Origin of the sequence: Hyphomicrobium sp. ghe19, from assembly GCF_902712875.1 — a bacterium.
Classification (GTDB): Bacteria; Pseudomonadota; Alphaproteobacteria; order Rhizobiales; family Hyphomicrobiaceae; genus Hyphomicrobium_B.
This window is the reverse complement of the sequence record NZ_LR743509.1, coordinates 4,014,329-4,040,980: the sequence shown is the minus strand read 5'-3', so window position 1 is coordinate 4,040,980 and position 26,652 is coordinate 4,014,329. Positions and strand designations below refer to the sequence as shown.

Genomic DNA, 26,652 nt, shown 5'->3' with positions numbered 1-26,652 from the left:
CCGTTCATGACACTTCCGACCAAACGCCGCGAAGCCCCATCCGAACCGTTGAAGCGAGTTCTCGGGCCTGCTGTCCGTGCCATTGCCGGCGACAGCGAGGTCGAGGTCGATTTCGGCCCGGGCAAGGGCGATATCGCTGGCAAGGCCGTGCACATTCCCGACCTGCCGCGCGCCCCGTCCGCGAAGGACATCGCGCTGACGCGCGGCTGGGCCGATAGCTTGGCGCTGCGCATCGGCTGCCATGACGCCAAGCTCCATCGCCGTATCGCGCCATCGGCAGGTCCCGCACGCGCGGTGTTCGAAGCGGCGGAACGCGCGCGCGTCGAAGGGGTCGGATCGGCTCGCATGCCGGGAATGGCGTCGAACCTGACGGCCCGCCTCGAAGACCATTATAGCCATGGCCGTTTTCGCACCGTCAGCACGCGCGCCGAAGCGCCGCTCGAAGACGCGCTTGCATTGCTCATTCGCGAACGCATCACCGGCCAGGCGCCGCCGCCTTCGACGAAAGGTCTCGTCGACGTCTGGCGGCCGCTGATCGAATCTCGTGGCGGCAAGCTTCTGAGCAGGCTCGAGACTCTCTCCGAAAACCAGGAGCAGTTCGGCCGCCAGATCCGCGATCTTTTGAAGATCCTCGAAATGGTCGATCAGAACGACCAGCCGCAGTCCGAGGACGAAGAGCAGGAGAGCGACGAGGGCGCAGCCGAGGGCGGCGCCGAAGATTCGAGCGACAAGAGCGAAGACGCGTCCGAAGGCCAGGATCAGCAGAGCGAGGAGCAGCTCTCCGAAGGTGACCTTTCGGAATCCGAGGAGACGATGGAGTCGGGCGAGACCGAACCGCAAGACCTCGACGAAGGCGATTTGAACGACGACGAGACGCCCGCACCGTGGCGTCCGAACATGACCGTTCTCGATAACCCGGAAGCCTTCGGCTACAAAGTTTTCACGCACGCTTACGACGAAGAGGTCGGCGCCGATCATCTGTCGACGCCGGAAGAACTCGAACGGCTGCGCGCGTTTCTCGACAAGGAATTGAAGACGCTCTCGGCGGCCGTCGCAAAGCTTGCCAACAAGCTGCAACGCCGTCTCTTGGCGCAGCAGAACCGCGGCTGGGATTTCGATCTCGAGGAAGGCCAGCTCGATGCCGCGCGGCTGACGCGTATCATCACCGATCCAACAGGCGCGCTGTCCTTCAAGCGCGAGCGCGATACCGATTTCCGCGACACGGTCGTAACGTTGCTGCTCGACAATTCAGGATCGATGCGCGGACGGCCCATCATGGTCGCGGCGTGCTGTGCCGATATCCTCGCGCGCACGCTCGAACGTTGTGGCGTCAAAGTCGAAATTCTCGGCTTCACGACGAAGGCCTGGAAGGGCGGACAGTCGCGCGAAGAATGGCTTGCGGCAGGAAAACCGCCGTCGCCGGGCCGCCTCAACGATCTCCGTCATATCATCTACAAGACGGCGGATGCGCCGTGGCGCCGCTCGAAGAACGCGCTCGCCCTGATGATGCGCGAAGGCTTGCTCAAGGAAAACATCGACGGCGAAGCGCTGGCTTGGGCGCATTCCCGCATCGTCAATCGCCCCGAGCAGCGCCGCATCCTGATGATGATCTCGGACGGCGCGCCTGTCGACGATTCGACGCTTTCGGTGAATTCCGGAAGTTATCTCGAGCAGCATCTTCGCCAGGTCATCCACGAGATCGAAACGCATTCGCCGGTCGAACTCATCGCCATCGGCATCGGACATGACGTGACGCGCTACTACCAGCGCGCCGTCACGATTACGGATGCCTCGGAGCTCGCTGGCGCGATGACCGAAAAACTCGTCGAACTGTTTGAGGAAAAGCCTGACGCCGACGAGCCGGTCGCGGCGCGGCGCCGGTACGCACGCGCTCATTGAGGGTCGACGCTTGTCGCTGAACAGCTTTCGACGCATCGGCTTCGCCGTGGCGCAATGCGGTTTTGTCGTTGCGCTTGTTGGCTTCACGGCTGGAGCAGCAACAGCCGATGACAAGCCGGACATCTCGAAGCTCAAACCTGGACCGATCGTCGTTGAAAGCCGCCGTATCACGTCGTTCAAGCGCTTCGAAGCCGATAAGCCCCTCGCCAAGGTGACGTTCCGCGGCGGTCTGCAGTTGACGTCGCCCGCGCCGCAATTCGGCGGCTGGTCGGCCCTCCTGATGGACGACCATGCAAAGACATTTGTTTCGATTTCAGACGCCGGCGAGTGGCTGACCGGAACGCTTGTTTACGACGGCACTCACCCAGCCGGAATAACGAACGCCCGCATCGGTCCGCTTCGGGAGACGGCGGGGCCACCTATTCGGAGGGGCCGTGACCACGATTCTGAATCGATCGCCCTTGAAAGCGGAACCTTAGAGCGAGGTTCGGTTCTCATCGGTTTCGAAGGAAGACATCGCATCGAGCGCTACGACTTGACGCCTGCGGGTCTGTCGGCGGACCGCGGAAATCTCAAGCTGCCAGCGGGCGCCAGAAAAATGCACTCCAATCAGGGCCTCGAAGCACTGACTGTCATGAAGGGCGGCCCCTATAAGGGCGCTCCAGTCGCGTTCTCAGAACGGCTCTACGATCCGTCCCGCAATCACACCGGATGGCTTTGGACGGCAAGCGGCCCGCGAACCATCCATCTGAAAAACATCGGCGACTACGACGTTACCGACATTTCGAGCCTCGATGACGGAACGCTTTTCGTACTGGAACGCCGCTTTCGCTGGTTGGAAGGCGTCAAGATGCGTCTGAGGCGCATCGCGCCCGATGACCTCAGGCCCGATCACACATCCGAAGGCGAGATACTGATCGAAGCCGATATGAATGATCAGATCGACAACATGGAAGGTCTCGCCGTCGCGCGCCTCAAGACGGGAGAAATCCTGATTACGATGATCTCCGACGACAACTTCAATAAGGTGCTGCAGCGGACGCTGCTATTGCAGTTCGTCCTGAAGGACGAAGAGCAAGCGAAAGCCCGGCCGCCGGGTTAAGGGTGCCAGCCCTTGCCAGAATCCCGTTCAATAACGGGCTATCTGGCTACTTCGCCTTGACAGGCGCCGCACCCTTGAACACGATCAATGTGCGCATGCCCGGCGATTTTATCGCCCGCCTTGGCGAGGGGGGTGGGGCGAATGAAGATATTGCCGAAAAACCATTCCATACCGAGATCTCATCCTTCGCGAATGGCTGCTCTCGATATGCTGAGAGCTTGCGCGCTTCTCTCGGTCGTCATTTATCACTCAGTTCAAATGTCGCCGGTACCACTGCCAACGCTGTCTCTGGTAACAACGTATGGCCAATACGGCGTCGACCTGTTTTTCGTTCTCAGCGGTTGGCTCATTGGCGGCCTGTATTGGCGCGAGATGCAATTGGATGGCCAAGTCAACATCGCGCGCTTTTGGGGGCGGCGCTGGTTGCGAACACTGCCTCCGTATTTTGTTGCGCTTGCACTATCGTGGGGAGCGGTGCGTTTTTCGAGAGGCGAACCATTTGATCCAGGCTACTTGCTGTTTCTCCAAAACTACGACGAGAGAATTCCCTATTTCCTTGTCAGCTGGTCGCTATGTGTTGAAGAGCACTTCTACCTTGTCGCTCCGTTGCTGGCAGGCGCTCTATTTGCCCTGACTGCGCGCCGCTATTTTTGGATCACGTGCATAGGTTTACTGGCTGTCTCACCGTTGTGCAGATGGCTAGAATGGAACCGGCACCCGGCGATGGACTTCGGCTACATCCAGACGGCAACGCACTTACGGCTCGACGGCCTCGTCATGGGATTCGCACTGAGCTTTATCGCCATTCATTCACCACGCAGCTACGGTCAGCTGACGTCTTCAGCGCTTCCGACATTAGCAGCGACTATCGGCGGTCTGATCGCAATCCGAATGATCGGCGGCCCTACATGTTTTGCTCTGTGGCCACTGCTCGTCTCGATAGTCTTCGCCGCAGTACTGGTTGCTACTAGCACAAGAAAGAGCGACGACGGCGGTTGGGTCCCTTGGTCGGCCGTAGCTCTATCGTCGTACTCGGCTTACTTGGTTCACCCGTTGGCCATCCATGTCGCAATCTCGCTGGCGGCGGGCAACTCGATCATTTACTGGCCGGCGGCGGCGACCTTCACCATGGCGGGAACGGCGCTATTATATTTCGCCGTTGAGAAGCCAGCTATTTTGCTTCGAGATGCCTATCTGCCGCGTCGCGCGTTAATGCGAGGCAAGACCATGAGCTGCGGCGGCTAAAAATCAGCATGTATGATTGCTCCGCGCGCGGCCTCTAATGGAGCCTTTGCCTACGTTCTCACGACATTCAACGACCGCCCCCTGACGTTTACTTGTTGCCTCGCGAAATCGTGGGTCCGCCTCGGTGATGATCGGAGCGTCAGCGACCGACATGTTATCAAACGTGATCTCGCCGCCGTCACGCGCCACGACGATCTCGGACGACAACTTCAATAAGGTGCTGCAGCGCACGCTGCTATTGCAGTTCGTCCTGAAGGACGAAGAGCAAGCGAAAGCCCGGCCGCCGGGTTAAGGGCGCCGGGCTGAATATCGGCTAAAGGGCGATAGGCCGCTTTAGGCAGCCTTGCTGGTCTCGGCCTTCGAAGCCTGCGCTTTCTGAATTTCGCGCTTCAGCTTGAGGCAGGTCGGCGACAGCTCGTCGTTGTCAGCCTTCAGAAGGAAAGCATCGAGGCCGCCGCGGTGTTCGACGGACTTCAAAGCCCGGGCCGAAACGCGCAAACGGACTTTCCGGCCGAGAACATCGCTCAGCAAGGTCACGACGTGCAAATTCGGACGAAACGTGCGCTTCGTCTTGTTTTCAGCGTGGCTTCTGAGGTTGCCTGAGAGGGGCAAAGTCCCCGTCAGCTCGCAGCGCCTGGTCATAACTCTCTCCTATGCCCGCTGCTTTTTACGAGCGCGGTTGATCTAAAGGCTGCTATTGCAGCAAAAAATTGTGCCCCGCAAGCAGAGCCTACGGGGTTTCGCCAGCTGTATAATGGACATGCTGGACGCACGTCAAGACAGGGTTCTAAGGGTACTCGAAGTCCAACATTCGTCGCAAATCCGCCCTACCACCGGGTTGCCTAAGGGGATTGCAGGGAAGAACGATGTCGAATTCGCGTGCGGGGGCCACGAGACATGGCGCTTTTTGCTGTTTTCTGCTGACTGCGGCAGCGGTTTTGCCGCTTCAGGCCGCCAAGGCGGGCGACGCGGCCTACCCGAGCGAGGTTGACGCAGTTTACCGGCTTTCGTTCAATGGCTTCAACGTCGGGAAATACCGGTTCAACTCCCACTACGACGGTAAATCGTATACGGCGAACGGCAAGACCGATATCTCGGCGCTGTTCGGCGCCTTCAAATGGGCGGGAAATTTCATCGGCAGCGGCTCGGTCGAGACGTCCGGCGGCCCTCGGCCCGCAAGCTTCGAGATGAGCACCAAGACGAAGTCGAAAACGACCTCCGTGAAGCTCAGCTTCGATGGCACCCGCGTTGTTTCGGTGGCGCTCGTCCCCAACAAGTCGCCGTCCGCGGAAGCAGTCAAGCTGAAGCCGGAAAACCTCCAGAACGTCTTCGATCCCATGGGAGCGACGCTCGCGATCTCGAACGCCAATGCCGCAGATGCGTGCAATCGCACCATCCCCGTTTTCGATGGCAAGGCGCGCTACGATCTTCGCTTGTCTTTAAAGGGACGCGAACCGCTCAAGGAGAAGCAACCCTCGGGCCAGCCGCCCGAACTTGTGGTTTGCCAGGTAAAATATGTTCCGATCGCGGGCCATAAGCCCAAGGACTTCGTCAATCCCTGGATCGACTACGACCATATTGAGATCGCGCTGCGCGCCGTGCCTGCGGCCGGAATATATGTGCCTTACCGGGTGACGGTCCCATCGAGCATAGGCCCCGCCGTAATGACGATTGATACGATTAACATCACCGCCGCGAACAATCAGCAGATAGCGCTGAAGCAATAATACGCCTGGGACGCCGGTTGCGCGACCCGATACCCTTCGCAGAGGGGCCGAATAACCCTTGATCTCTTGGCCCTCCTCTGCAATGCCAGGGCTCGATCGGAGTCAAGTACGACATGGCAAGTGATCTCGAGGCCCGCATCCGAAACGTGACCGCGGTGCTCGGACCAACGAATACCGGCAAGACGCACCTCGCAATTGAGCGGATGCTCGGCCACGAAAGCGGCATGATAGGCCTTCCGCTGCGACTGCTCGCGCGCGAAGTCTATGACAAAATCAAGCAGCGGGTGGGGGCGGACAAGGTCGCGCTCATCACCGGCGAGGAGAAGATCAAGCCGGAGCGCGCGCGCTACTGGGTCTCGACCGTCGAGGCGATGCCGCGCGACATCGACGTCGACTTCCTCGCGATCGACGAAATCCAGCTGTGTGGTGATCCTGAACGGGGCCACGTTTTCACAGATCGCTTGCTGCATGCCCGCGGCCGGTCCGAAACACTGCTCCTCGGCGCGCAGACGATGCGCGAGGCGATCAGCGATCTCATTCCGGGCGCCAACTTCATTTCGCGGCCTAGGCTTTCGAAGCTGACGTACAGCGGCGAGAAGAAGATCACGCGTCTTCCCTCGCGCACCGCGATCGTCGCTTTTTCGGCGCAGGAAGTTTATGCGCTCGCGGAATTGATCCGTCGCCAGCGCGGCGGAGCGGCGGTCGTCCTCGGTGCGCTGTCTCCCCGGACGCGCAACGCGCAAGTCGCCCTCTATCAATCCGGCGACGTCGAATTCCTGATCGCGACCGACGCCATCGGCATGGGTCTGAACCTCGATGTCGATCACGTCGCGTTCTCTGCTCTTCGCAAGTTCGACGGCTACAATCATCGCAATCTGACGCCCGCTGAGATCGGCCAGATCGCCGGCCGCGCCGGCCGTCATATGAATGACGGCACCTTCGGCGTGACAGGCGGGGCCGACGGTCTCGACGCCGATATGGTCGAACGCCTCGAAACCCATAGCTTCGATAGCGTCAAGACACTGCAATGGCGTAGCCGCGAGCTCAATTTCTCGTCGCTCGACGCTCTGCACGCGTCGCTTCGCGAACTGCCGCGCGAGCAGCGCTTGACGCGGGCGCGCACGGCCGATGACGTCGCCGCGCTCGAAGCTTTGACGGCCGATCGCGAAATCACCGATATCGCGACGAACCGCGATCGCGTGGCCCTGCTGTGGGACGTCTGTCAGGTTCCCGATTACAGGAAGATTTCCGGCCAGAGCCACGCCGAACTGGTTGGCAATATCTACCGGCATTTGACGAGCGGCAACAATCGTATCGACGAAGATTGGTTCTCCAAGCAGGTCTCGTTGGCCGATCGCACCGACGGCGATATCGATACGCTTGCGAACCGTATCGCGCACATCCGGACCTGGACATTCGTCGCCAATCGTCCCGATTGGCTGGGCGACCCACAACACTGGCAGGAACGGACAAGGGCCATCGAAGACAGCCTGTCCGATGCTCTGCATGAGTGTCTAACTCAACGATTTGTAGATCGGCGGACGAGCGCTTTGATGAAGGGCATGCGAGACAAAGACGAGTTGACAGCCGACATCGCAGACGATGGCGCAATCACTGTCGAAAATCACTTCGTGGGACGCCTCAAAGGCTTCCGCTTCACCCTCGATGCGGCTGGCGACGGCATCCACGAGAAAGCGACGCGTCAGGCGGCAATGCAGGTCGTAACGCGCGAGCTTGGCATGCGTGCGCGCCGTGTCGCTGCGGCTCAGAACGAAGCGTTCAAACTGACGCGCACCGGCAGCATCATTTGGCGCGAGGACGAGCTTGCGAAGCTCGAACGTAGCGAAGATCCGTTGCAGCCGGGCCTAACGCTCCTCGCCGACGATGCGATGAGCGAAGCCGATCGCGAGAAAGTCCAAGCGCGTCTCAAAACGTGGCTCGATGACACGATCGCCGATAAATTGAAGCCCCTCGTTGAGATGTCGCGCAGCACGGAGCTGCAGGGCTTGGCGCGCGGCATCGCCTTCCAGCTCAAGGAAGGTCTCGGCGCATTGAAGCGCGAGACGGTCGCGAACGAGATCAACGCACTCGATCAGGCGGCGCGAGCCGAACTCCGCAAATTCGGGCTGCGTTTCGGCGCCTTCAATATCTTCTTCCCGCTCATGCTGAAGCCCGCGCCGGCCGACCTCGCGGCGACGCTTTGGCTTCTGAAGAACCCGACACCCGCAGGGACGACGCCGCAACTTCCGCGCCCCGGCCTGACAAGTGTTGCGGTCGATCCGGCAACGCCGGAAGCACTCTATCGCGCCCACGGTTTCCATCTCTGCGGCCCGCGCGCCATTCGCCTCGATATCCTCGAGCGGCTCGCCGATCTGATCAGGCCGCTGCTCGCCTGGCGCTCAGGCCCCGGCAAAACCGAAGCCCCTCCCAAAGGGTCGACCGGCGACGGCGGCTTCAGAGCGACCGACGACATGATGTCGATCCTCGGGTGTTCCGTCGACGAACTGAGCGAAGTTTTGAAGGCGCTAGGCTTCCGGCTCGAGAAGCGCCCGATCGCGGCCGCCGCACCTGCGCCCGCAGCAACGGAAACAAGCTCATCGCCTGAAGCGACCGCCGACGGCGAAGCGAAATCCGGTGAGGGCGAAGCTGCCGTAGCTGAAGCGTCTTCGGACGCGCCCGCGACCACCGCTGAGGATGCCGCTGCGCAGCCGTCGGCCGAAGCCCTCGCGAATGAGCAGTCCGCAGCGGAAACGCCGGCAGCAGACGCCGCTCTGGCCGAGGCTCCGGCTCCCGAGGCGGAGAAATTTGAAGAGATCTGGCGGCCGCGCAGGCACCAGCGGCCTGAGCGCCGGGACGGGCCGCGTCGCGAGGGCGGCCAGAACCGCCACCAGCGCCCGCATTCCAATAGGCCCGCCGCAGGAGGCGTGCCGCACGCGGCATCGTCCACGACGGCAAATTCCGAAGCTCAGGCCTCGGAAACGCCGGCCGGTAACGATCGCGCCGAGCATCAGCGTCACCGTCGTCCCGAGCGCCAGGAAAATCGCGGCGAACGCCCGCGCTTCGAAGGCCGCAAAGGCGGTGGGGATCGTCGCCCGGACCAGGGCGCAAGGAAAGACAATTCGAACCGTCCGCGCCGCGACGACAATCAAAATGGCCGCCGCGAAGAACGCCGGTCGCCGCAAGTGATCACCGCGGCGCCGCCGAAATCAGCAGCAGCCGATTCATCGTCGCCATTCGCCGCCCTCGCTGCGCTGAAAGCTCAAATGGAGAAGCGGAGCGAAGGCTCCGGCTCGACCTGACATCATGCCTGACGCGGCTCCAGGGTCCGTTCAGCGCATCGATCAATGGCTTTGGTTTGCACGGATTGCCAAGTCCCGGACATTGGCGCAGGCGTTAATTGAGCGCGGGAAAGTCCGCATCAATCGCGAAAAGGTATATAAGACAGCTACGATCGTCCGGCCGGGCGATGTCCTCACGCTTTCACTCGGGCCACGCGTCCTCAGTATCGAAATCCTCGGTATTGGGACGCGGCGTGGCCCATCCTCCGAAGCGGTGATGCTCTACCGTGATCTTGCACCTGCACCGCAGCGCAGCACGTCGACAACTGAAGGGGAAAACGAGCGGACCGAAGCGGATCCGCAGCAGGCTTTGCGCTCCGAAGGGGCCGGTAGGCCGACGAAGCTCGAGCGACGGCAGTTGGACAAGTTGCGGGGCAGAAGGTGAACTGTGACGCCCCGTCCACCTAGGCAGCCGTAATGCCTATGCTAATAAAGGCGCCGCTAGATCGAGCCGCCGGGTTGGGGAGCGTCGTGCCCCAATCGTCAATCGATCGTCTTCGATGGACCAGGATTCCGAATGACCTACGTCGTCAATGAGAAGTGCATTAAATGCAAGTACACCGATTGCGTCGAGGTCTGTCCCGTAGACTGCTTCTATGAAGGCGAGAATATGCTCGTCATCCATCCTGACGAGTGTATCGACTGCGGCGTCTGCGAACCCGAGTGCCCGGTCGACGCCATCAAGCCGGACACCGAGCCGAACTTGGAAAAATGGATGGAGCTCAACCGGCAGTATTCGGAAGTTTGGCCGAACATCACGGCCAAGAAGCCGGCCCTTCCCGAAGCCGAAGCCGTCAAGGACGAGACCGGAAAGTTCGAGAAATATTTTTCTCCGAACCCGGGTTCTGGCGACTAAAAGTTGCTTTCCAGCGGCGGATTAAACCCGTCCGGAGCAATTCCAGGATAAGGCATTGGAATTGCGCAGTATTTTAAAGAATGTCTTAATCTCGACCAGATTGTCTCAGAACGCCGCCCTTCATTTACCCCCAAAACTGTGTTAGGGTCAGTTGTGATGGCGTTAAGTCTGCACAAATCCGGAACGGCCGCGAACAAACAGGGGCTGCCTCGCTCTGATGGGCAGCTTCTTATAAGGCGTTATGGGGCGTCGCTGGGCCACTTCAGAGTCGGACAGGATTTGCAAAGCTAGGCCACAAATGAGCGCGCAGGGGAACGGCTTCCCGACAAAGGAGGTTCGGATCAATGCGCGCATGTTGTTCGGATGCAACATTTGTCCGCAACACTGATGCTCTGCCCCCACAGGGTGGACTGACGGCCGAGCCGACCCGTCCGGCGAGGCCCAGTATGCGAGAGTGAGAGATCGATATGGCTCAGAAGAAAAAAGCTCCGGTCGTCCCCAAGTCCGCAGCGAAAAACGCCGCGAAAAAAACCGTTCCTCTGAAGTCCACCACGAGCGCCACCAAGGCCGCCGCGAAGCATCCTGCTAAGCCGAAAACCGAAGCTCCCGTCAAGGCGAAGGTAGCTCAGCCGGCCGCTGCTAAGCCGGTCAAGAAATCAGTTCCAGTAACCGCGGCGCCTGCAAAGGCGGCGCCTAAGATCGAGGCCACGTCCGTTTTGAAAAAACCGCTCCCGCATACGCCTGCAACTGCCCATCTCGCTGCCAAGGCTGCGCCCGCGCCGCAGCGCACTGTTGCCGTTCCGGCTAACGCGCACAAAGCGGCGAGCCAGAAGCTGACGGCGCCGGTCGCTCCCGCCCAGCAGCCCGTCACGCCGAAGGCAATTGCTGAAAAGGCTGCAGCTGCCCGCCAGATCTTGGCCGCGCAGAAGAAGCCGGTTAGCCAGCGTCACGGTTTCAAGGCCAACGAATTCGTCGTCTACCCCGCCCACGGCGTCGGCCGCATCGTCGGCATCGAGGAGCAGGAAATCGCGGGCATGTCGCTCGAACTCTTTGTCATCACGTTCGACAAGGAGAAGCTGACGCTGCGCGTGCCGACCGGCAAGCTCGCAAGCGTCGGAATGCGCAAGCTGGCGGACGAAGCTCTCGTCAAGAAGGCGATGGAAACGTTGAAGGGCCGCGCGCGCATCAAGCGCACGATGTGGAGCCGCAGGGCGCAGGAGTACGTCGCGAAGATCAACTCCGGTGATTTGATTGCGATCGCCGAAGTCGTACGCGATCTCTATCGTTCTGAAGCTCAGCCCGAGCAGTCGTATTCCGAACGTCAGCTCTATGAGGACGCGCTCGACCGCATGGCGCGCGAACTCGCGGCTGTCGAGAAGCTTGACGATCGTGGCGCCGTTCAGAGGATCACCGAGATCCTTTCGAAGAGCGCCAAGGGACGTCGCTTGGCTGAAGGCGAGTCGGTCGGCGAAGCCGCCTGAGACTGAAACGCAGACGCCTACAAATTACAGCGCTCGGTTCCGCACCTTCCGGCGGGGCCGGGCGCAACTCTTTTGGGCTCCATCATCATCTTCAGATCGGACCGCCCGGCCCTCGCACCGAAATGAGCGGGTTCAACGGGCTTTGATCGCTGACAATGGCAGGAGCACCCAGCGGCCCCGGTATTTCAAGCTGGGAAGGATCGGCAATGTCGATCATCGGGCCATTCCGCCGCTCGATCCATCCGCGCACGACGACGGTCTTGGCCGTCAGGCCATCGAGGGCGCGGTCGAACTCGGGATTTGCAGCAAGAACTTGTCTGTCGACGCGCGCGGTGAAATCCGTTTGCCAGTCGTTGCTGAAGTTGATGTACGTCGCGCTTTTCGTGCGGCCGATGGAAACGACAGTGCCGGTGACGCGAACATACTTGCCGCGCAGCTTCATCACTTCGCCTGCACGGTCGGCGGGTAAGGTGCGATAGACGCCGTTATTCCAAAGCCCTAACCGCTTCTCCCGCGCTTCCGCTTCATGCGCGAGAAGCTCAGCCGAGCAGGCAAAGCTTTCGGGAAACCCGTAGGCGCGGGCGAAGCCTTTGGCGAGCAGCGCTCCCTGCACCCAGGCCTGCCGTCCGTGATCATCCACGAAAACGTGCGCGAGCGTCCGCCCGTAGCGGTCGATATGACGGCCCGCGAACGCGAGTTTGACCTTCTTCGCGAGGACCAGATCCGATAGCGCCTTGATGGTGTCGGTTTCCGGAGGCCACGCCCCCTGAGCGGCGTTGGCGTCGCGTGCCCTGGGCGCGAGTGCGCCGATCAGCCGGACGGCTTTACCGTCATCGAGAATGATTGTTTCGCCGTCGACGATCCGCGTCACGGTTCGAATGGGGCCGGGCTCTAGGGTGCACGGTGTAGGAGACGCAGAGGGCTGTGCCATAAGGCAAGGCGGAACAAGTAGTCCCACCGCGCCGAACACATATGCCGCCCATCGCCTCGCCATGCTGAATAGAAATCATAAGCCGGGCCGCCCGCCAAGAACGACGACCGAATTGGCGGGCAACTTCGGTTTTGATCGCGCTTTCGAGCGCTCAGAAGCGGTGGACGAAGCCGAAGCTGAACTTATTCATCGAGGCTCCCACCTCGTCGCGGCCAGCTGGCAGTGAATCGAAACTCTCGCTGGAGAACTCGACGCGCCGATATTCGAAGCGCAGGCTGTTATTGTCGTTCCAAAGATACTCAATGCCGCCGCCGGCAGTCCATCCGGACAGCATATTGGAATCGCTGGCGCCGAGAGAGCCATTCCTGACTTCCAAATTGGCGAAGGCGTAGCCACCGGTCGCGTAGACCAGGGTGCGATCCCACAACAAATATCCCAGCCTGCCACCGACGGAGCCGTCGAAATCGACGTGGCCTTTGTATCCGGAGGTGCCGTCTATGCGGGAGCTGTCGCCATACAGAAAATCGTAGCTCAAGTCGGCCGTAGGTCCGAAAATGAAGTCATTGTAGCGGAAATCGTATCCGCCCGAGGCTCCGAGCGTGATGCCGTCAGCGTCCCTCAGCCGGCCGCCACTGGTGCTGAATGACAGGGTGTTAAAGCCGAGCGTCGGTTTCCAGTAGAAGCCCTCCCAGGACGACGGGAGCGGCTTTTCAACGTAGTTCGGGATGATGAGGTTATAGGGGCTGCTCAGATTGCCGATAGGCTTCACTTCATTCGGAAGGCTCTGCGCCATTGCAACGCCTGCCGGTGACAATAACGGCGCCACGACCAACGCAGACAAAATCTTTCTCATCAGAATATTCCCCTCACGTATCAGCCGCCGAGCAACGCCGCAAAACGGGGGCAAATTTGAAGGCCTTGTCCTGTTGAGACACAGCCTGGCCCACCGTCTATCCCCACCAGCCAGCGAATTTTACCGCAGCAGCACCATACTCTCGACTACGTTAAGTATTTTGAAAAGGAGGCATTTTGGGCATTTCGTATCTTCGTCGCGAGCGTGTCCGAAGAGCCTTCACCGCGGCCAGCATGCTCTTGCTCGCGGCGGCCTCTGGGGTAGCAGTGGTGTCGCGCGCACCAGCAATGTAGCCGCGGGCGGCCCTCATCCCGGATCCCGCATTCGCCTTCCGGCCGCCTTCGCCAAGGCATGAAACGGCAACAGCCCGCTTTTGCGGCCTGCCGAGTGCGCGGGCCCTGCGGAAGGCGCCTGAAGCGGCCTCGAGCCGCGGCCGTGCCCAAGATTTGCCTGCCGCAAAATCGTCATGACCCCCGCGCTTGACCTGCGCCGACGCTCACCGCATAGCTTTCCGGCGCACCGCGAAAGCGGTCAGCTCCCGGCGGCTCACTGCTGGAAAGCGAGAACTGGCCCCGTAGCTCAGTTGGATAGAGCGACGGTTTCCTAAACCGTAGGTCACAGGTTCAAATCCTGTCGGGGTCACCACGCTCAAGCGGGCATCGCTCGGGCCACCGCTTCGGAACGGCCGACATACGTCGACGCCGATTCAAATTTTTTTATCGCTGTGCCCCCGTCGCCAGAAACGTTCCTTCTCACCGTGGAGATTCGTATGGAAACGTTTCGAAGCACGAACGCGCGACCGAAGTCCCGTTGTGCGGGGCTGATTGCGACAGCTCTGTTAGCGGCGGATTTTTATGAACGCCGGCGTCCGCCCGCTGAAGCGCGGTCTGTGCGCGCCGCCCTGGTGCGTTCGACGACCCCAATTTTTATCGGGGCCACGAGTCGTCATTTTACCTGCAACACGGCACCTGCAACACGCAACTTTTCTGGTCTTTAATCGTATGCGAGCGCTCTAAGTTCCTGACGCCCGACATAAGCTATTGATTTACATCATTAATTTGCGTGCTTGGCGGACCAGGAAGAGTTCGGTAGGTATCCTCTAGAAAGCAATGCCCCGCGAGCACCGCTGAGCTGCGCGCGTTCGAACCAACATCCTCGTCTAGGAGACCACTGCCCGGATGACCGCCAAGATCGAGGTCACGATCGCCGATCAGAATCCGGTCGTACGTGCAGGTCTCGACGCACTGATCGCACGGGATGGACGCTTCACCGTCTGCGGAATTCATTCAACCGGCGAGGGACTGATCAACGCCCTGAAGATGAAGCCGGTCGAGATTGCTGTTGTCGGTTGGACGCTGCCTGACATGACCGGCGGCGCTGTGCTTGCCCGCATCAAACAGGAAAAGTGGCAGACGCGGATCATCATCTACACCGGTGAACGTTCGCACGATGTCCTGCGCAATTCCATTAAGGGAGGCGCTTGGGGCTTCGTTTCGAAGACGGAAGATCCGCAAGTCTTGCTTGAAGCGGTTGTTTCCGTCGCGCGTGGCCGCTTGTCGCTGCCCTACGTCGACATCGACCTTTTGAATCACGATCCTCTCGAAGGCCTGACCGCGCGCGAGCGAGAATTGCTTGCTGCACTAGCGAACGGCTGGACCAATCTGCAGATCGCGGCGCGAACGGGAATCTCGCGTAATACGGTGAAATACCATCTCAAAAATTTATACGACAAGCTCGGCGTGTCGAACCGTGCCATGGCTGTTGCACTGCACGTGTCCGTTAACCGTAATGGACAGTAACGACAGGGCGCGGCGCACCTGCAGCAAAGTGTTCCACTGCGGCCCGATGAGGTGGGTAGCAGCGGCTGCCCAACCGGGTGTTGATAGTTTTTCATTCACACCATCACTGTCCCCCTGCTAGTTAAGACCGACGCCCGCATCTGCGATCGGGCGGAAGGATCAGCAAAAGAATGCCGGAACGTCTCCCCTGCTGCGTCGGGGGCCGTCGGCTTGGCACAACGCAGCGCGGAGGAACGCTTCTATGACTGTTACGCCTCATCTTTTCATACCCGGCCCGACGAATGTTCCTGATGCCGTTCGCATGGCAATGAACGTCCCGATGGAAGACATGCGTTCGCCGGAATTCCCGAAATTCACGCTGCCGGTATTTGAAGACCTGAAGAAGGTCTTCAAAATGAAGGATGGCCGCGTTTTCATTTTCCCGTCGTCGGGCACCGGCGCTTGGGAATCGGCAATCGAGAACACGCTCGCCGTCGGCGATAAGGTTCTGATGAGCCGTTTTGGCCAGTTCTCGCTGCTCTGGGTCGATATGGCCGAGCGGATGGGTCTCAAGGTCGAGCTTTGCGACGAAGAGTGGGGCACGGGCGTGCCGCTCGAGAAATACGCCGACATTCTCGCGAAGGACAAGAATCACGAGATCAAGGCTGTCTTCGCCACGCACAACGAAACCGCGACGGGCGTCAGCTCCGACATCGCAGGCGTCAGGAAAGCGCTCGATGCTGCTAAGCATCCGGCCCTTCTCTTCGTCGACGGCGTGTCGTCGGTCGGCTCGCTCGACATGCGTATGGGCGAATGGGGCGTTGACTGCTGCGTCTCGGGTTCGCAGAAGGGCTTCATGCTCCCGACGGGTCTCGGCATTCTCGCCGTGAGCCAGAAGGCGCTCGACGCCAACAAGACGCAGAACGGCCGTATGAACCGCTGCTTCTTCTCCTGGGAAGACATGATCAAGACGAACGATCTTGGATATTTCCCCTATACCCCCGCGACGCAGCTCATCCGCGGTCTTCGTGCGTCGCTCGATCTCATCTTCGCTGAAGGTCTCGACAACGTCCTCGCTCGCCACCATCGCCTGGCGACTGGCGTCCGTCACGCTGTCGACGCTTGGGGCCTGAAGCTCTGCGCGAAGGAGCCGAAGTGGCACTCGGACACCGTCTCGGCGATCCTCGTTCCGGAAGGCTTTGACAGCAACGCCGTCGTGAAGACAGCGTACTACCGCTACAACACGTCGCTCGGAGTTGGCCTCAACAAGGTTGCCGGCAAGGTCTTCCGCATCGGCCACCTTGGTGCGCTCGATGAGTTCATGATCGGTGGCGTTCTCTTCGCTGTCGAAATGGCGCTTAAGGATTCCGGCGTCAACGTCAAGCTCGGTTCCGGCACCGGCGCAGCTGCGGAATACTTCAGCAAGACCGCAACGAAGTCGGCAACCGCCCCGACGCCGAAGCAAGCGAAAGCTGCCTAAGATAATCACGCCCGGCTTCTAATGAGGCCGGGCGTTCTGCATGTTTATGATTACCCTCATCCCCGAATAACAAACGCAAAACCGATCCTAGGAAGGCACGCCCCAATGAGCTTTACGCTTTACCCGCTCCGCAAACAGAGATTGCAGCGCTCGTATCTCGCGGTTCCCGGCTCCAACCCGACCATGATCGATCGCGCGCTGAAGAGCGCCGCCGATTACGTCTTCCTCGATTGCGAAGACGCCGTCGCTCCGCCCGAAAAGGAGCAGGCGCGTAAGAACATCATTCAGGCGCTGAACGATCTTGACTGGAAAGCAGCTGGCAAAAGCGTCAGCGTCCGTATCAACGGCCTCGACACGCACTACATGTACCGCGACGTCGTCGACATCGTGGAGCAGGCCGGTCACAAGCTCGACACGATCCTGATCCCGAAGGTTGGCGTTCCCGCCGACGTCTACACGGTCGAGACGATCGTCAGCCAGATCGAAGTCGCCAAGGGCCTTCCGCACCAGATCGGCACTGAAGCGCTCATCGAAACGCCGCTCGGCATGGCCAACGTCGAAGCCATCGCCTCCGCCAACAGCCGTCTCGAGTCGATGCACTTCGGCGTCGCCGACTACTCGGCCTTCAACAAAGCCCGCACCGTCGTCATCGGTGGCTTGAACCCCGACTATCCTGGCGACCAGTGGCACTTCCCGTTGTCGCGCATGACCGTCGCCTGCCGCGCCTTCGGCTTGCGTCCGATTGACGGTCCGTTCGGCGGCATCGACGATCCGGAAGGCTACAAGGCCGCCGCCCGCCGCGGCGCAGCGCTTGGCATGGAAGGCAAGTGGGCCATCCATCCCTCGCAGATCGAACTCGCCAACGAAGTGTATTCGCCGACCGCCAAGGAAGTCGAACGCGCAGAGCGCATCCTCGTCGCGCTGAAGGAAGCCGAAGCCCAGGGTAAGGGCGCAGCCTCCCTCGACGGCAAGATGATCGACGCAGCATCCGAGAAGATGGCGAAGAACCTGCTGGTCACGGCAGCGGCCATCAAGTCGGCCGAAGCCGCCCGCGCCAAATAAAACAAGCCCGGAAACGTCAAGAATTCCAAGGAGTCCAACATGGACATTCATGAATACCAGGCGAAAGAACTTCTTGCGAAGTTCGGCGTGCCGATCCCCCGCGGCGGTCTCGCCTACAGCCCTGAGCAGGCAACCTATCGCGCCAGCGAACTCGGCGGCGCGGTTGTTGTGAAAGCGCAGATCCACTCAGGCGCCCGCGGCAAAGCCGGTGGCGTCAAGCTCTGCCGCAACGAGCGGGAAATAGAAGAAGCGGCCGAGTTCATGCTCGGTCGCAAGCTCGTAACGCATCAGACCGGTCCGTCGGGCAAGCTCGTCTCTCGCCTCTACATCGAGGAAGCGACGAACATCGATCGCGAAATCTATCTCGGTTTCGTGATGGATCGCGCGTCCGAGCGCATCGTGGTGGTTGCCTCAGCTGCAGGCGGGATGGACATCGAGGAAATCTCGGCGACCCAGCCCGACACCATCATTCGCGTAACGGTCGACCCGGCCGTCGGCATGCAGCAGTTCCAGGCGCGCGAACTCGCGTTCGGCTTGGGCGTTGATCCCGACATCGTCAACAAGATCGTGCCTGCGATCATGGGCTGCTACCGCGCGTTTCGCGATCTCGACGCGATGATGGTGGAGATCAATCCGCTCGTCATCACGAAGGAAAAGCAGGTCCTCGCGCTCGACGCCAAAATGTCGTTCGACGAGAACGCCCTGTTCCGCCGGCCCCACATTGCAGAGCTTCGCGACAAGAGCCAGGAAGACCCGCGCGAGACCTACGCGTCAGACCGCGGACTGTCCTACGTTGGTCTCGATGGCGATATCGGCTGCATCGTGAACGGCGCCGGCCTCGCGATGGCGACCCTCGACATGATCAAGCTTGCTGGCGGTGAACCGGCAAACTTCCTCGACATCGGCGGCGGCGCTTCTCCAGAACGCGTGACGAAATCGTTCAAGGCCGTGCTTCGCGACAAGAACGTTCGCGCCATCCTGGTCAACGTCTTCGCCGGCATCAATCGCTGCGATTGGGTTGCGAAGGGTGTCGTCGACGCCGTCAAGGAACTCGAGATCACGATGCCGATCGTCGTCCGCCTCGCCGGCACGAACGTTGAGGAAGGTCGCAAGATCATCGATACGAGCGGTCTCACTGTGATTAGCGCCGATACTCTCGCAGAAGCGGCGAAAAAAGCGGTCGAAGCAGCGAAAAAATCGGCCTAGTCAGGAGAAACGCACCAATGGCAATCTTCATCAATGAAAAGACGCCGATCCTGATCCAGGGCTTCACCGGACGTATCGGCACGTTCCACGCGCAGGAAATGATCGACTACGGTTCGAACGTCGTCGGCGGCGTGACGCCTGGTAAAGGCGGTACGTCCCACCTCGGCCGGCCGGTGTTCAACACCGTCAAAGGCGCGGTCGACGAAACGGGCGCAGAAGCCTCGATCGTGTTCGTGCCGCCCCCGTTCGCGGCTGACGCGATCATGGAAGCGGCCGACGCCGGCATCAGATACTGCGTCTGCATCACCGACGGCATTCCAGCCCAAGACATGATCCGGGTGAAGCGCTACATGCGGCGCTACAAGAAGGAAAGCCGGATGGTCCTCACCGGACCGAACTGCGCCGGTACGATCTCGCCCGGTAAAGCGATGCTCGGCATCATGCCCGGCCACATCTACCTTCCGGGCCGCGTCGGCATCGTCGGCCGGTCGGGCACGCTCGGTTACGAGGCTGCTTCCCAGATGATGGCCCTCGGCATCGGCGTTTCGACCTCTGTCGGCATCGGCGGCGACCCGATCAACGGCTCTTCGCATCGCGACGTTCTCGAAGCCTTCGAGAATGATCCCGATACCGATGCCGTTCTGATGATCGGCGAAATCGGTGGACCGCAGGAAGCCGAAGCCGGCGTCTTCGCTCAGGAGCACATGAAGAAACCTGTGATCGCTTACATCGCAGGTCTTTCCGCTCCCAAGGGCCGCCGCATGGGCCACGCGGGCGCCATCGTTTCGGCATTCGGTGAATCGGCTGCCGAGAAGGTCGAGATCCTGAAGGGCTGTGGCGTGACGATCGCCCCGACGCCTTCGGAGATGGGCGCGACCGTCGCGCAAGTCCTCGGCCGGCTGAAAAAAGTCGCCTAAGATTGGTGCCGGCCGGAGCGAAGTTTTTTGCCTCCGGCCGCCCTCTCCGGTAATCTAAAGACTTACGTACGAATTCTGTCCCCCCTCGGGACGTGGAGCCCTTGTGATGCAGGATACGACGCCGTCCGTTGGCTCGGCCAAGCTCGATGAAACCGAGCTGATCAACGAGCTGAAGCGTCTCAGGACTCAGATCCCCGACAATCCTTCGCTCAATCCGATTTTGAACGTCGCGTTCGACCTGTCGCGTCGGCTTGAATCGAATTTGGTGTCGTTTGACGAGATCCAGGGTCTGGCGGGACGATTGATGGACCGCGCCTGCGTTCGCCGGGCCCGCAGGCTCCGCGAAAAAATCGGCTACGTCGATCAGGCAACGACGCTGAAGGATTTCACGTCCTACGTCGAGAAGACGGTGAACGAATCCGGCGGCTCGATTGAAGCCTTTGCCGAGCGGTGGTCTCGTGCCCGCACCGGCATCGTTCTCACTGCGCATCCGACCTTCGGCCTTTCCGACGCGCTCTATCGCCGTATGGTCGAGATCGCGGTCTCCGATCCGGCGGCCGACGTGTCGCTCGGCCTGCCGCACCGCCCCGAACAGGCGCTGACACTGCGTCACGAACATAAGTGCGCCCAAGACGCGATCCGCAACCTGCGCAACGCGTACGAGGAGCTTCTGCACGGCTTCTATAGCGTTGCATCCCAGAAGTTCGGCGACGCGGCCTTCAAGGTGCGCCCGAAGATGACGACGTTCGCGTCGTGGGTCGGCTACGATCTCGACGGCCGAACCGACATCGCCTGGACATTTTCCTTCGAAGTTCGCCTCCGCGAAAAACGCGCCGCGCTCGCCGACGTTCGCGAGCGCTTCGTCGTGCTGAAGCACAAGCTTGAGGGCGGCGATGCTGCTCAGCGCATCGCCCGCCAGATCGTCGGCAAACTCGATCTCGGCATTGCGGCCGTCGACGAGCAGATCAAGGCGCTCGAGAGCTTTGCGAACGATGCCGATGGCCTCGCGAAAGCGGCGAACGTCATCACCAAGACGGACGGCTACAACCTTCTGACAGTCGAGCCGCTTCAGACGTTATTCGACAATCTGATCGACGCGGTGGAAGCGCCGCAGATGAAGCGTGCGACGGCGGCCCTCGCCGGCCTCGTTGATGCGACCGGCCTCGGCATGTCCCACATTCACTTGCGCATCAATGCGCTGCAGCTTCACAACGCCTTCCGCGCCTACGTGCACGAGCCCTGGACCCGCGACCTGACCGAAAGCCAGTCGCTGGCCCGCATCGTGGAGATGATCAAGAACTGCACGCCGGAGACGGTGAACTTCGCCACGCTCGATCTCGAGACCGCGACGGCAATTCGCCAGTTCGCGCTCACGGCTCAGATCAAGAAGCATGTCGATAAGGAAACGCCGATCCGCTTCCTCATCGCCGAATGCGAATCGCCCGCGACCGTTCTGATCGCGGTCTTCTTCGCGAAGCTCTTCGGCGTCGACGACATCACCGATATCTCGCCGCTGTTCGAAACGCCTTCGGGCCTGGAGAACGGCTCCCGCATCATGGAGCGCCTCGTCGAAGAGGAGGCCTACCGCAAGTACGTCGAGGGTCGGAAACGGCTGAGCATCCAGACGGGCTTCTCGGACGCCGGCCGCTTCATCGGGCAGATCCCGGCGACGCTCGCGGTCGAGCGCTATTACCACGGCCTGGCTGCGCTGATCGACAAGGCGAAGCTCGAAAATGTCGAGACGCTCGTCTTCTCGACCCATGGCGAGTCGATGGGCCGGGGCGCTCATCCGGGCAATCTCTACCGCCGCCTCCATTACGTCATGACGAACGAGGCGCGCCGCCGCTTCGGCGCCGCCAACCTCCCCGTCAAGCACGAGACGAGCTTCCAGGGCGGCGACGGCTATATGTTCTTCGGCAATCGCGGGCTGACGACGCGCGCGCTGGCGACGATCGTGATGGATGGCGATATTCCGCCCGCCGAGACTGATCCGTTCTATTCGGAGCAGAATTTCAGCCTCGACTTCTTCCTTCGCCTCCGCGCCTTCCAGCAGAAGCTTTTCTCGCACGATGGCTATCGCGCAGTGCTCGGAGCGTTCGGTCCCAATCTGCTGTTCAAGACGGGCTCGCGACCGGTGAAGCGCCAAGGCGATCATGCCTCCGATCGCGGAAATCCGGCGCGCATGCGCGCCATCCCGAACAACGCGATCCTTCAGCAGTTCGGCTACATCGCGAACGTCGTAGCGGGCCTTGGCACCGCGGTCGGCACGGACCGCGAGCGTTTCAACAAGCTCGTGAAATCATCCAAGCGGCTGCAATCGCTGCTGGCGATGATCGGGTACGGCAAGACGATTTCCAGCCTCAATGCGATGGACGCTAATTCGCAGGTCTTCAATGCGGGGCTATGGGCAGCCCGAGCATCGTGGGGCCGCGAAGAAGCGCTGAACAGCGCCTTCCGGACGCTTGCAACGCACCTGCTGCCGGACGACCGGCACGGCGATATCTCCGAACTCGTCCATCTCCTGCGCCTCGATGCAATCGATCTCCACGCGATCCTGTCCGATCAGAACATCGAGGACGGTCTCGTGCCCGACGAGAACCGGCTCGAACTCGATCTGCTGCAGGCCATCAGGCTCGCGCTGATCATGCGCATCTTCATTCTTGCGGCACAGCTGCCCCGCTTTGCTCCGCAGGATGGACTGTCTCACGCGCAGGTTCTGGAAATGGCGCTGAGCCTCGAGATCCCCGAGGTCTTGAGCATTCTGCGCAGAGCCTTCCCGCACGATGCGAAAAATCTCGCCGGAAAAACCTTCGACGAACCGGCGAGCTATCGCCCGCGCGGCATCGACGACTATGCTCGTCTGGAAACCGAAATCCTGACGCCGATGGAGATTTCGTACGAGTTCGTGCGCGAGATCGGCACCGGCATATCGCACCACTTCGGCGCGTTCGGCTGAGAGACCTCAGACGCTGTGCGGCCGCGCGGTTTCTCGCCGCGCCGCTGCTACTTCAGATCAACCGCTTGAAGCGCGAAAACTTCGCCCTCGCTCGTCTCGCTGTCCAGCCACAGGAACGGCAAGTCGGGCCGCGTGGCTTCAAGAGCTTCTTGGCCCATGCCGATCTCGACAACGAGACTTCCTTCCGCCGAAAGCCGGCCCGGTGCGCCATCCAAAATGCGCCTCACGAGGTCCATCCCGTCGACGCCGCCAATATGCGCAAGCGTCGGCTCAGCCCGATATTCGGGTGGAAACGCGGCGACCGCCTCCGCCGTAACGTAGGGCGGGTTTGAGATAATGAGATCGTACTCCGCAGGCTGAAGCCCCTCGAACAAATCCGCCTTGAAAGTGCGGATGCGCGTCTCCAAGCCATAATCGGCAATGTTGCGTCGAGCGACAGCCAGCGCATCCTCGGAAATATCGCTCGCGTCGATCTCGGCATTCGGAAAGGCGAGCGCCGCGAGAATGGCGAGGCAGCCGGAGCCGGTGCAGAGATCGAGCACGCGCCGGACCGCGAGCGGGGCGGGCACGATGGTCCCGAGATGATCCTGAACGAGCAGTTCCCCGATGAACGAGCGGGGCACGATCACCCGCTCATCCACGTAGAACTTATGTCCCTGGATGTAAGCGGCGTTCGTTATGTAGGCGGCGGGCTTCCGCGTCTCGATACGTCTGGAAATGACCGCATTGACGGCCTCGCGTTCGGCCAAGGTCAGCCGGCAATCGAGCCAAGGGTTGATGTCTTCGATCGGCAGATCGAGCGTCGCAAGTATGAGGTAAGCTGCCTCGTCGACCGCATTCGTCGTGCCATGCCCGTAGGCAAGGCCGGCGCGGTTCATCGAGGTTACGGCGTATCGCAGCCAATCGCGAACGCGAATAAGTTCATCGACTGGCGTCTGGCCGACTTTCGCTGTCATGACGATAGAATAGCAAATCGTCTCAAGCTGTCGCCGGAAGCTCGTCGAACCTGATCAAACGGCGCTGATCCTCGTCCCAAAGCTTGAGACGCGCACACCGGATGCTGTCGGTGAGCGTCAGCCGGTTGATCGACTTCAACTCCGGGCTCGCCTCGAGACAAGCCGAAAGCCGGTAGTTCGGGATGGTGCTGTTGAGGTGGTGAATATGGTGCAGACCGATATTTCCGGTGAACCAGTTCAGGACCTTCGGCAATTTGTAATAGGAAGACCCGAGCAGAGCCGCGACCTGGAAATCCCAGCCTTCAGCCTTGTCCCACGTCGTCTCTTCGAACTGATGCTGAATGAAGAACAGCCATCCCCCCGTCGCCGACGCGAGGTGCAAAACCGGCAGTCCGACCCACAACACGTTGGCGAAGCCGAAGAAGTAGCAAAGGGGAGCGTAGAGCGCGACCAAGCCCGCGTTGAGCGCCATCACGCTCTTCCAGGTATCGCGCGGCGGCAGCGCGTGAAACCACGGCAACCGCTGCAGAATGAGGAAGTAGGCAGGCACGCCGAAACCGAACAGGAACAGCGGATTACGATAGAGCCTGTAGTGCAGCTTCCCGAGCGTCGAGAGCTGCCGATATTCCCTGACCGTCATGGTGTCGATATCGCCCGCACCGCGCCGATCGAGATTTCCCGATGAAGCATGATGGTGCGCATGTTCCCGCCGCCAGAGCCCGTAAGGCGCAAGCGTGAACACGCTCATGCAGCGTCCGACGAAATCATTGAGGGAGCGTGAGGCGAAGAACGAGCCGTGGCCGCAATCGTGTTGGATGATGAAGGCGCGAACGACGAGTCCCGCGGCCGGGATGGCAAGGAGCAGTGTCGCCCAATAAGCGTGTTCGACCGTCGCGAACATGACGCCGACGATAAGGACGAGCGGGATGAATGTTGTCAGCAACTGCAGGACCGCCACTCGCGGGATCGACCCACGGTATTTCTGGCAGTGAGCTGCGAGCCGGCGCACACGCTGTTTCTGCGTTTCCGGCATGGGAGCCTGCGGCGTGGCGGTTGGTCGCGCGTCGCCGATCAAAATGTCGGCACGGCTCTCCGCTCGCAAAGGCTGCTTAAGGCTTAAGTTCAAAGGTCTGGTCCCCTAGGAGTGGAATCGACAACCGTCCGCACGACGGCGTCGCGTAGCATATTCCACGTGCTTCGCGAAACGCTGTTGACGCCATTTGCCTGAGGAATGCGTGCGCAGTGACGCATTTCTGGCGCAAAACGCTCATGATTTCGGGCCGGCGTTCATAGGTGCGAAAAAAAGAGGGCCGGATTGTGCTCGGCCCTCTTGATTCGTTATCGCAGCGTCCATTCGCGCAATTCTCTAGAAGTGCTGGCCCCAGATTTCGACGATCGCCGAGCCTTTACCTTTCGCGGAGGAGTCGAAGAACCGTGAACGGTACTTTGCCTCGATGTGATCGATGGACTGGCGGCGCTTGCCCCTGAGGTCGATGGGCCCGTAGGTGCCGCCGGCATCCACACGTGTCCGAACCGGAACGATCTCTTCTTCGCCGTCGGTATAGACGACCTTCACCTCGTTAAGGGTAATTGCTCTGTCCCGAACGGTAACCCTGATGCGCCGGAATCCGCCTTCATTCGAGCCGACCGGGATGATGTCTTTGTCAAACCCGATGAAGCCTGCGGTCTGCGCCCCGAGAAGCACCCAGCCCTGGTTATATTTGCGCCCTTCACCCTTCGGTCCGAGCCAACCAGGAGCATATTGTCCGAACACTTCTATCCGGGCTTGACCGTTGAAGCTCGGCCGCGAGCGATAGACCAGCTGAATTTCCTTGATGAAGCGATCGCCTCTGAGATCGATCCAGTTGGTACGTGAGTTTTTCGGAATATCGGCATTGACGGCGAGGCTGTCGCTTTCGCCGTTCGCGTAAACGACTTTCATCTCGTTGATGTGAATGTCGTTGTCGAGCACGCGCAGCCGGATTTTCGCAAATTTACCGACTTCGTTGCCAACGCGAATGACGTCGCGATCCGTCAGGAAGCCGACATATTGAGCGCCAAACAGGACATCGCCACCGGCCGTCGCCTGTCCGGGTTTAGCGGGTGTCGCGACGGGGACCGTCGGCCGGACAGAGATATCACCGGACGATGCGTTGCCGCGCCGGTCATCGTAGCGCTCAGAGCTGCCGCGGCCGCTCCGATCCATTTGCCGGCCTTCTCTGTCTTGAATGCCGATGATCTGGAGCCGCCCGCGGCCGTAGCCGGGAACCTGCTCAATCACGATCTGATCGATGAATTTGCCGTCGTAAGTCTGATTGATGACCCGGCTGCGTTCGCCCCAGTACATGTCGATCTGACGGTCTTCGTTCCAGACCGACCCGTCGCTGTAGACGATCTGCACGTGCCGCACATCGAAGAGCTTACCCATCGCATTTTTGATGCGAATGCCTTTGTAAGCACCTTTCGCCTGTCGCACGTCGATCGTGTAGCGATCGAGGGCCAAGTCGACGTCCGTTTCAGAAATCAGGATCAGCTGATCGCCACGTTGCTGATGATGATGGCGATGATGGTATCGCGAATGTCGGGCTTCAGCGGCGGCGGTAATTGCGCCCGTGGCCAAGACGACGCACAGCCCCAGTACCAGTCTGCGCAACATAAACATAATCCCTCTGATTACTAACGCCCGTGCCCCTTGCGGGGGCACTTTAGCGACGGCAAATAGAAAAGGCAGCGGGCAGACAGTCGTTCGGCTGTTCAAAAGACGATATGATGTGAATCTGCAACACAGAATCCGGCTGTGACGCCGACGAGGGGCGCGCGTCAGGGTCGGTTCGCAGCCGGTCGCGATAGACTGGTACCGATCGG

General features: G+C 60.6%; 21 protein-coding genes and 1 tRNA gene. 16 read left to right on the top strand and 6 right to left on the bottom strand.

The window, feature by feature from the left end; translation table 11 throughout:
* Nucleotides 1-6 precede the first annotated feature (6 nt).
* The 4 genes from cobT (at nt 7) to AACL53_RS19215 (ending at nt 4,538) form a co-directional block, all read left to right on the top strand.
* The gene (cobT, locus tag AACL53_RS19230) at nt 7-1,899 is read left to right on the top strand and encodes a cobaltochelatase subunit CobT (RefSeq protein ID WP_339086173.1); all 1,893 of its coding nucleotides are present in this window, start codon (nt 7-9) and stop codon (nt 1,897-1,899) included.
* 10 nt (nt 1,900-1,909) lie between these two features.
* Complete coding sequence (locus AACL53_RS19225; protein WP_339086172.1) at nt 1,910-3,001, top strand: esterase-like activity of phytase family protein; 1,092 nt, start codon at nt 1,910-1,912, stop codon at nt 2,999-3,001.
* A gap of 87 nt (nt 3,002-3,088) precedes the next feature.
* Nucleotides 3,089-4,246: an acyltransferase gene (locus tag AACL53_RS19220; RefSeq protein WP_339086171.1), complete on the top strand. Its 1,158-nt coding sequence runs from the start codon at nt 3,089-3,091 to the stop codon at nt 4,244-4,246.
* Nucleotides 4,247-4,397: 151 nt separating this feature from the next.
* The gene (locus AACL53_RS19215) at nt 4,398-4,538 is read left to right on the top strand and encodes a hypothetical protein (RefSeq protein WP_339086170.1); all 141 of its coding nucleotides are present in this window, start codon (nt 4,398-4,400) and stop codon (nt 4,536-4,538) included.
* A 41-nt stretch (nt 4,539-4,579) separates the two neighbouring features.
* Here the strand turns inward: AACL53_RS19215 and rpmB are convergent, their stop codons facing one another.
* A complete protein-coding gene (gene rpmB / locus AACL53_RS19210) occupies nt 4,580-4,888 on the bottom strand; it encodes a 50S ribosomal protein L28 (RefSeq protein WP_339086169.1) in 309 nt (102 codons plus the stop codon).
* Nucleotides 4,889-5,112: 224 nt separating this feature from the next.
* Here rpmB and AACL53_RS19205 point away from each other — a divergent pair, with 224 nt between their 5' ends.
* The 5 genes from AACL53_RS19205 to AACL53_RS19185 all read left to right on the top strand — a co-directional run bounded on the left by AACL53_RS19205 (nt 5,113) and on the right by AACL53_RS19185 (nt 11,648).
* The gene (locus AACL53_RS19205) at nt 5,113-5,973 is read left to right on the top strand and encodes a DUF3108 domain-containing protein (protein ID WP_339086168.1); all 861 of its coding nucleotides are present in this window, start codon (nt 5,113-5,115) and stop codon (nt 5,971-5,973) included.
* Nucleotides 5,974-6,086: 113 nt separating this feature from the next.
* Complete coding sequence (locus tag AACL53_RS19200) at nt 6,087-9,272, top strand: helicase-related protein (RefSeq protein ID WP_339086167.1); 3,186 nt, start codon at nt 6,087-6,089, stop codon at nt 9,270-9,272.
* A 4-nt stretch (nt 9,273-9,276) separates the two neighbouring features.
* The gene (locus tag AACL53_RS19195) at nt 9,277-9,696 is read left to right on the top strand and encodes an RNA-binding S4 domain-containing protein (RefSeq protein WP_339086166.1); all 420 of its coding nucleotides are present in this window, start codon (nt 9,277-9,279) and stop codon (nt 9,694-9,696) included.
* A 132-nt stretch (nt 9,697-9,828) separates the two neighbouring features.
* On the top strand, nt 9,829-10,167 hold the full coding sequence (gene fdxA, locus AACL53_RS19190) for a ferredoxin FdxA (RefSeq protein ID WP_092868655.1): 339 nt from the start codon (nt 9,829-9,831) through the stop codon (nt 10,165-10,167).
* Between the two features lie 467 nt (nt 10,168-10,634).
* Entirely contained in the window at nt 10,635-11,648 is a 1,014-nt protein-coding gene (locus AACL53_RS19185; RefSeq protein WP_339086164.1) for a CarD family transcriptional regulator, read from the top strand.
* A gap of 91 nt (nt 11,649-11,739) precedes the next feature.
* Here AACL53_RS19185 and AACL53_RS19180 read toward each other — a convergent pair whose 3' ends face one another.
* Both AACL53_RS19180 and AACL53_RS19175 read right to left on the bottom strand, forming a co-directional pair.
* Nucleotides 11,740-12,519 carry a thermonuclease family protein gene (locus tag AACL53_RS19180; RefSeq protein WP_339086163.1) on the bottom strand — a complete coding sequence of 260 codons (780 nt, stop codon included), beginning with the start codon at nt 12,517-12,519 and terminating at the stop codon, nt 11,740-11,742.
* 211 nt (nt 12,520-12,730) lie between these two features.
* A complete protein-coding gene (locus tag AACL53_RS19175) occupies nt 12,731-13,432 on the bottom strand; it encodes an outer membrane protein (RefSeq protein WP_339086162.1) in 702 nt (233 codons plus the stop codon).
* A gap of 568 nt (nt 13,433-14,000) precedes the next feature.
* Here AACL53_RS19175 and AACL53_RS19170 point away from each other — a divergent pair.
* The 7 genes from AACL53_RS19170 to AACL53_RS19140 all read left to right on the top strand — a co-directional run bounded on the left by AACL53_RS19170 (nt 14,001) and on the right by AACL53_RS19140 (nt 22,831).
* Nucleotides 14,001-14,077 (top strand) — tRNA-Arg (locus AACL53_RS19170).
* A 533-nt stretch (nt 14,078-14,610) separates the two neighbouring features.
* The gene (locus tag AACL53_RS19165; protein WP_339086161.1) at nt 14,611-15,231 is read left to right on the top strand and encodes a response regulator transcription factor; all 621 of its coding nucleotides are present in this window, start codon (nt 14,611-14,613) and stop codon (nt 15,229-15,231) included.
* Between the two features lie 241 nt (nt 15,232-15,472).
* Nucleotides 15,473-16,690: an aminotransferase class V-fold PLP-dependent enzyme gene (locus AACL53_RS19160; protein WP_339086160.1), complete on the top strand. Its 1,218-nt coding sequence runs from the start codon at nt 15,473-15,475 to the stop codon at nt 16,688-16,690.
* Nucleotides 16,691-16,795: 105 nt separating this feature from the next.
* Complete coding sequence (locus tag AACL53_RS19155; RefSeq protein ID WP_339086159.1) at nt 16,796-17,752, top strand: CoA ester lyase; 957 nt, start codon at nt 16,796-16,798, stop codon at nt 17,750-17,752.
* 39 nt (nt 17,753-17,791) lie between these two features.
* On the top strand, nt 17,792-18,958 hold the full coding sequence (locus AACL53_RS19150; RefSeq protein ID WP_339086158.1) for a malate--CoA ligase subunit beta: 1,167 nt from the start codon (nt 17,792-17,794) through the stop codon (nt 18,956-18,958).
* A 17-nt stretch (nt 18,959-18,975) separates the two neighbouring features.
* Nucleotides 18,976-19,875, top strand: a complete 900-nt coding sequence (gene sucD / locus AACL53_RS19145; RefSeq protein WP_339086157.1) for a succinate--CoA ligase subunit alpha — start codon at nt 18,976-18,978, stop codon at nt 19,873-19,875.
* Between the two features lie 106 nt (nt 19,876-19,981).
* The gene (locus AACL53_RS19140) at nt 19,982-22,831 is read left to right on the top strand and encodes a phosphoenolpyruvate carboxylase (protein ID WP_339086156.1); all 2,850 of its coding nucleotides are present in this window, start codon (nt 19,982-19,984) and stop codon (nt 22,829-22,831) included.
* Between the two features lie 47 nt (nt 22,832-22,878).
* Here the strand turns inward: AACL53_RS19140 and prmB are convergent, their stop codons facing one another.
* From prmB to AACL53_RS19125, 3 genes are all read right to left on the bottom strand, one after another.
* On the bottom strand, nt 22,879-23,787 hold the full coding sequence (prmB, locus tag AACL53_RS19135) for a 50S ribosomal protein L3 N(5)-glutamine methyltransferase (RefSeq protein ID WP_339086155.1): 909 nt from the start codon (nt 23,785-23,787) through the stop codon (nt 22,879-22,881).
* A gap of 22 nt (nt 23,788-23,809) precedes the next feature.
* On the bottom strand, nt 23,810-24,913 hold the full coding sequence (locus AACL53_RS19130) for a fatty acid desaturase (RefSeq protein ID WP_339086153.1): 1,104 nt from the start codon (nt 24,911-24,913) through the stop codon (nt 23,810-23,812).
* A gap of 240 nt (nt 24,914-25,153) precedes the next feature.
* Nucleotides 25,154-26,443, bottom strand: coding sequence for a DUF2541 domain-containing protein (locus AACL53_RS19125; protein WP_339086151.1), 1,290 nt, complete (start codon nt 26,441-26,443; stop codon nt 25,154-25,156).
* Nucleotides 26,444-26,652: the final 209 nt, after the last annotated feature.

What these genes read in the sequence shown, in the direction of transcription:
- AACL53_RS19215 (WP_339086170.1), top strand. Translation starts at nt 4,398, where the DNA reads ATGTTATCAAACGTGATCTCGCCGCCGTCACGCGCCACGACGATCTCG.
- fdxA (WP_092868655.1), top strand. Translation starts at nt 9,829, where the DNA reads ATGACCTACGTCGTCAATGAGAAGTGCATTAAATGCAAGTACACCGAT.
- AACL53_RS19175 (WP_339086162.1), bottom strand. Translation starts at nt 13,432, where the DNA reads ATGAGAAAGATTTTGTCTGCGTTGGTCGTGGCGCCGTTATTGTCACCG.
- AACL53_RS19185 (WP_339086164.1), top strand. Translation starts at nt 10,635, where the DNA reads ATGGCTCAGAAGAAAAAAGCTCCGGTCGTCCCCAAGTCCGCAGCGAAA.
- AACL53_RS19155 (WP_339086159.1), top strand. Translation starts at nt 16,796, where the DNA reads ATGAGCTTTACGCTTTACCCGCTCCGCAAACAGAGATTGCAGCGCTCG.
- AACL53_RS19205 (WP_339086168.1), top strand. Translation starts at nt 5,113, where the DNA reads ATGTCGAATTCGCGTGCGGGGGCCACGAGACATGGCGCTTTTTGCTGT.
- AACL53_RS19195 (WP_339086166.1), top strand. Translation starts at nt 9,277, where the DNA reads ATGCCTGACGCGGCTCCAGGGTCCGTTCAGCGCATCGATCAATGGCTT.
- AACL53_RS19125 (WP_339086151.1), bottom strand. Translation starts at nt 26,443, where the DNA reads ATGTTGCGCAGACTGGTACTGGGGCTGTGCGTCGTCTTGGCCACGGGC.
- cobT (WP_339086173.1), top strand. Translation starts at nt 7, where the DNA reads ATGACACTTCCGACCAAACGCCGCGAAGCCCCATCCGAACCGTTGAAG.
- sucD (WP_339086157.1), top strand. Translation starts at nt 18,976, where the DNA reads ATGGCAATCTTCATCAATGAAAAGACGCCGATCCTGATCCAGGGCTTC.
- rpmB (WP_339086169.1), bottom strand. Translation starts at nt 4,888, where the DNA reads ATGACCAGGCGCTGCGAGCTGACGGGGACTTTGCCCCTCTCAGGCAAC.
- AACL53_RS19160 (WP_339086160.1), top strand. Translation starts at nt 15,473, where the DNA reads ATGACTGTTACGCCTCATCTTTTCATACCCGGCCCGACGAATGTTCCT.
- AACL53_RS19200 (WP_339086167.1), top strand. Translation starts at nt 6,087, where the DNA reads ATGGCAAGTGATCTCGAGGCCCGCATCCGAAACGTGACCGCGGTGCTC.
- AACL53_RS19220 (WP_339086171.1), top strand. Translation starts at nt 3,089, where the DNA reads ATGTGCGCATGCCCGGCGATTTTATCGCCCGCCTTGGCGAGGGGGGTG.
- AACL53_RS19150 (WP_339086158.1), top strand. Translation starts at nt 17,792, where the DNA reads ATGGACATTCATGAATACCAGGCGAAAGAACTTCTTGCGAAGTTCGGC.
- AACL53_RS19140 (WP_339086156.1), top strand. Translation starts at nt 19,982, where the DNA reads ATGCAGGATACGACGCCGTCCGTTGGCTCGGCCAAGCTCGATGAAACC.
- prmB (WP_339086155.1), bottom strand. Translation starts at nt 23,787, where the DNA reads ATGACAGCGAAAGTCGGCCAGACGCCAGTCGATGAACTTATTCGCGTT.
- AACL53_RS19165 (WP_339086161.1), top strand. Translation starts at nt 14,611, where the DNA reads ATGACCGCCAAGATCGAGGTCACGATCGCCGATCAGAATCCGGTCGTA.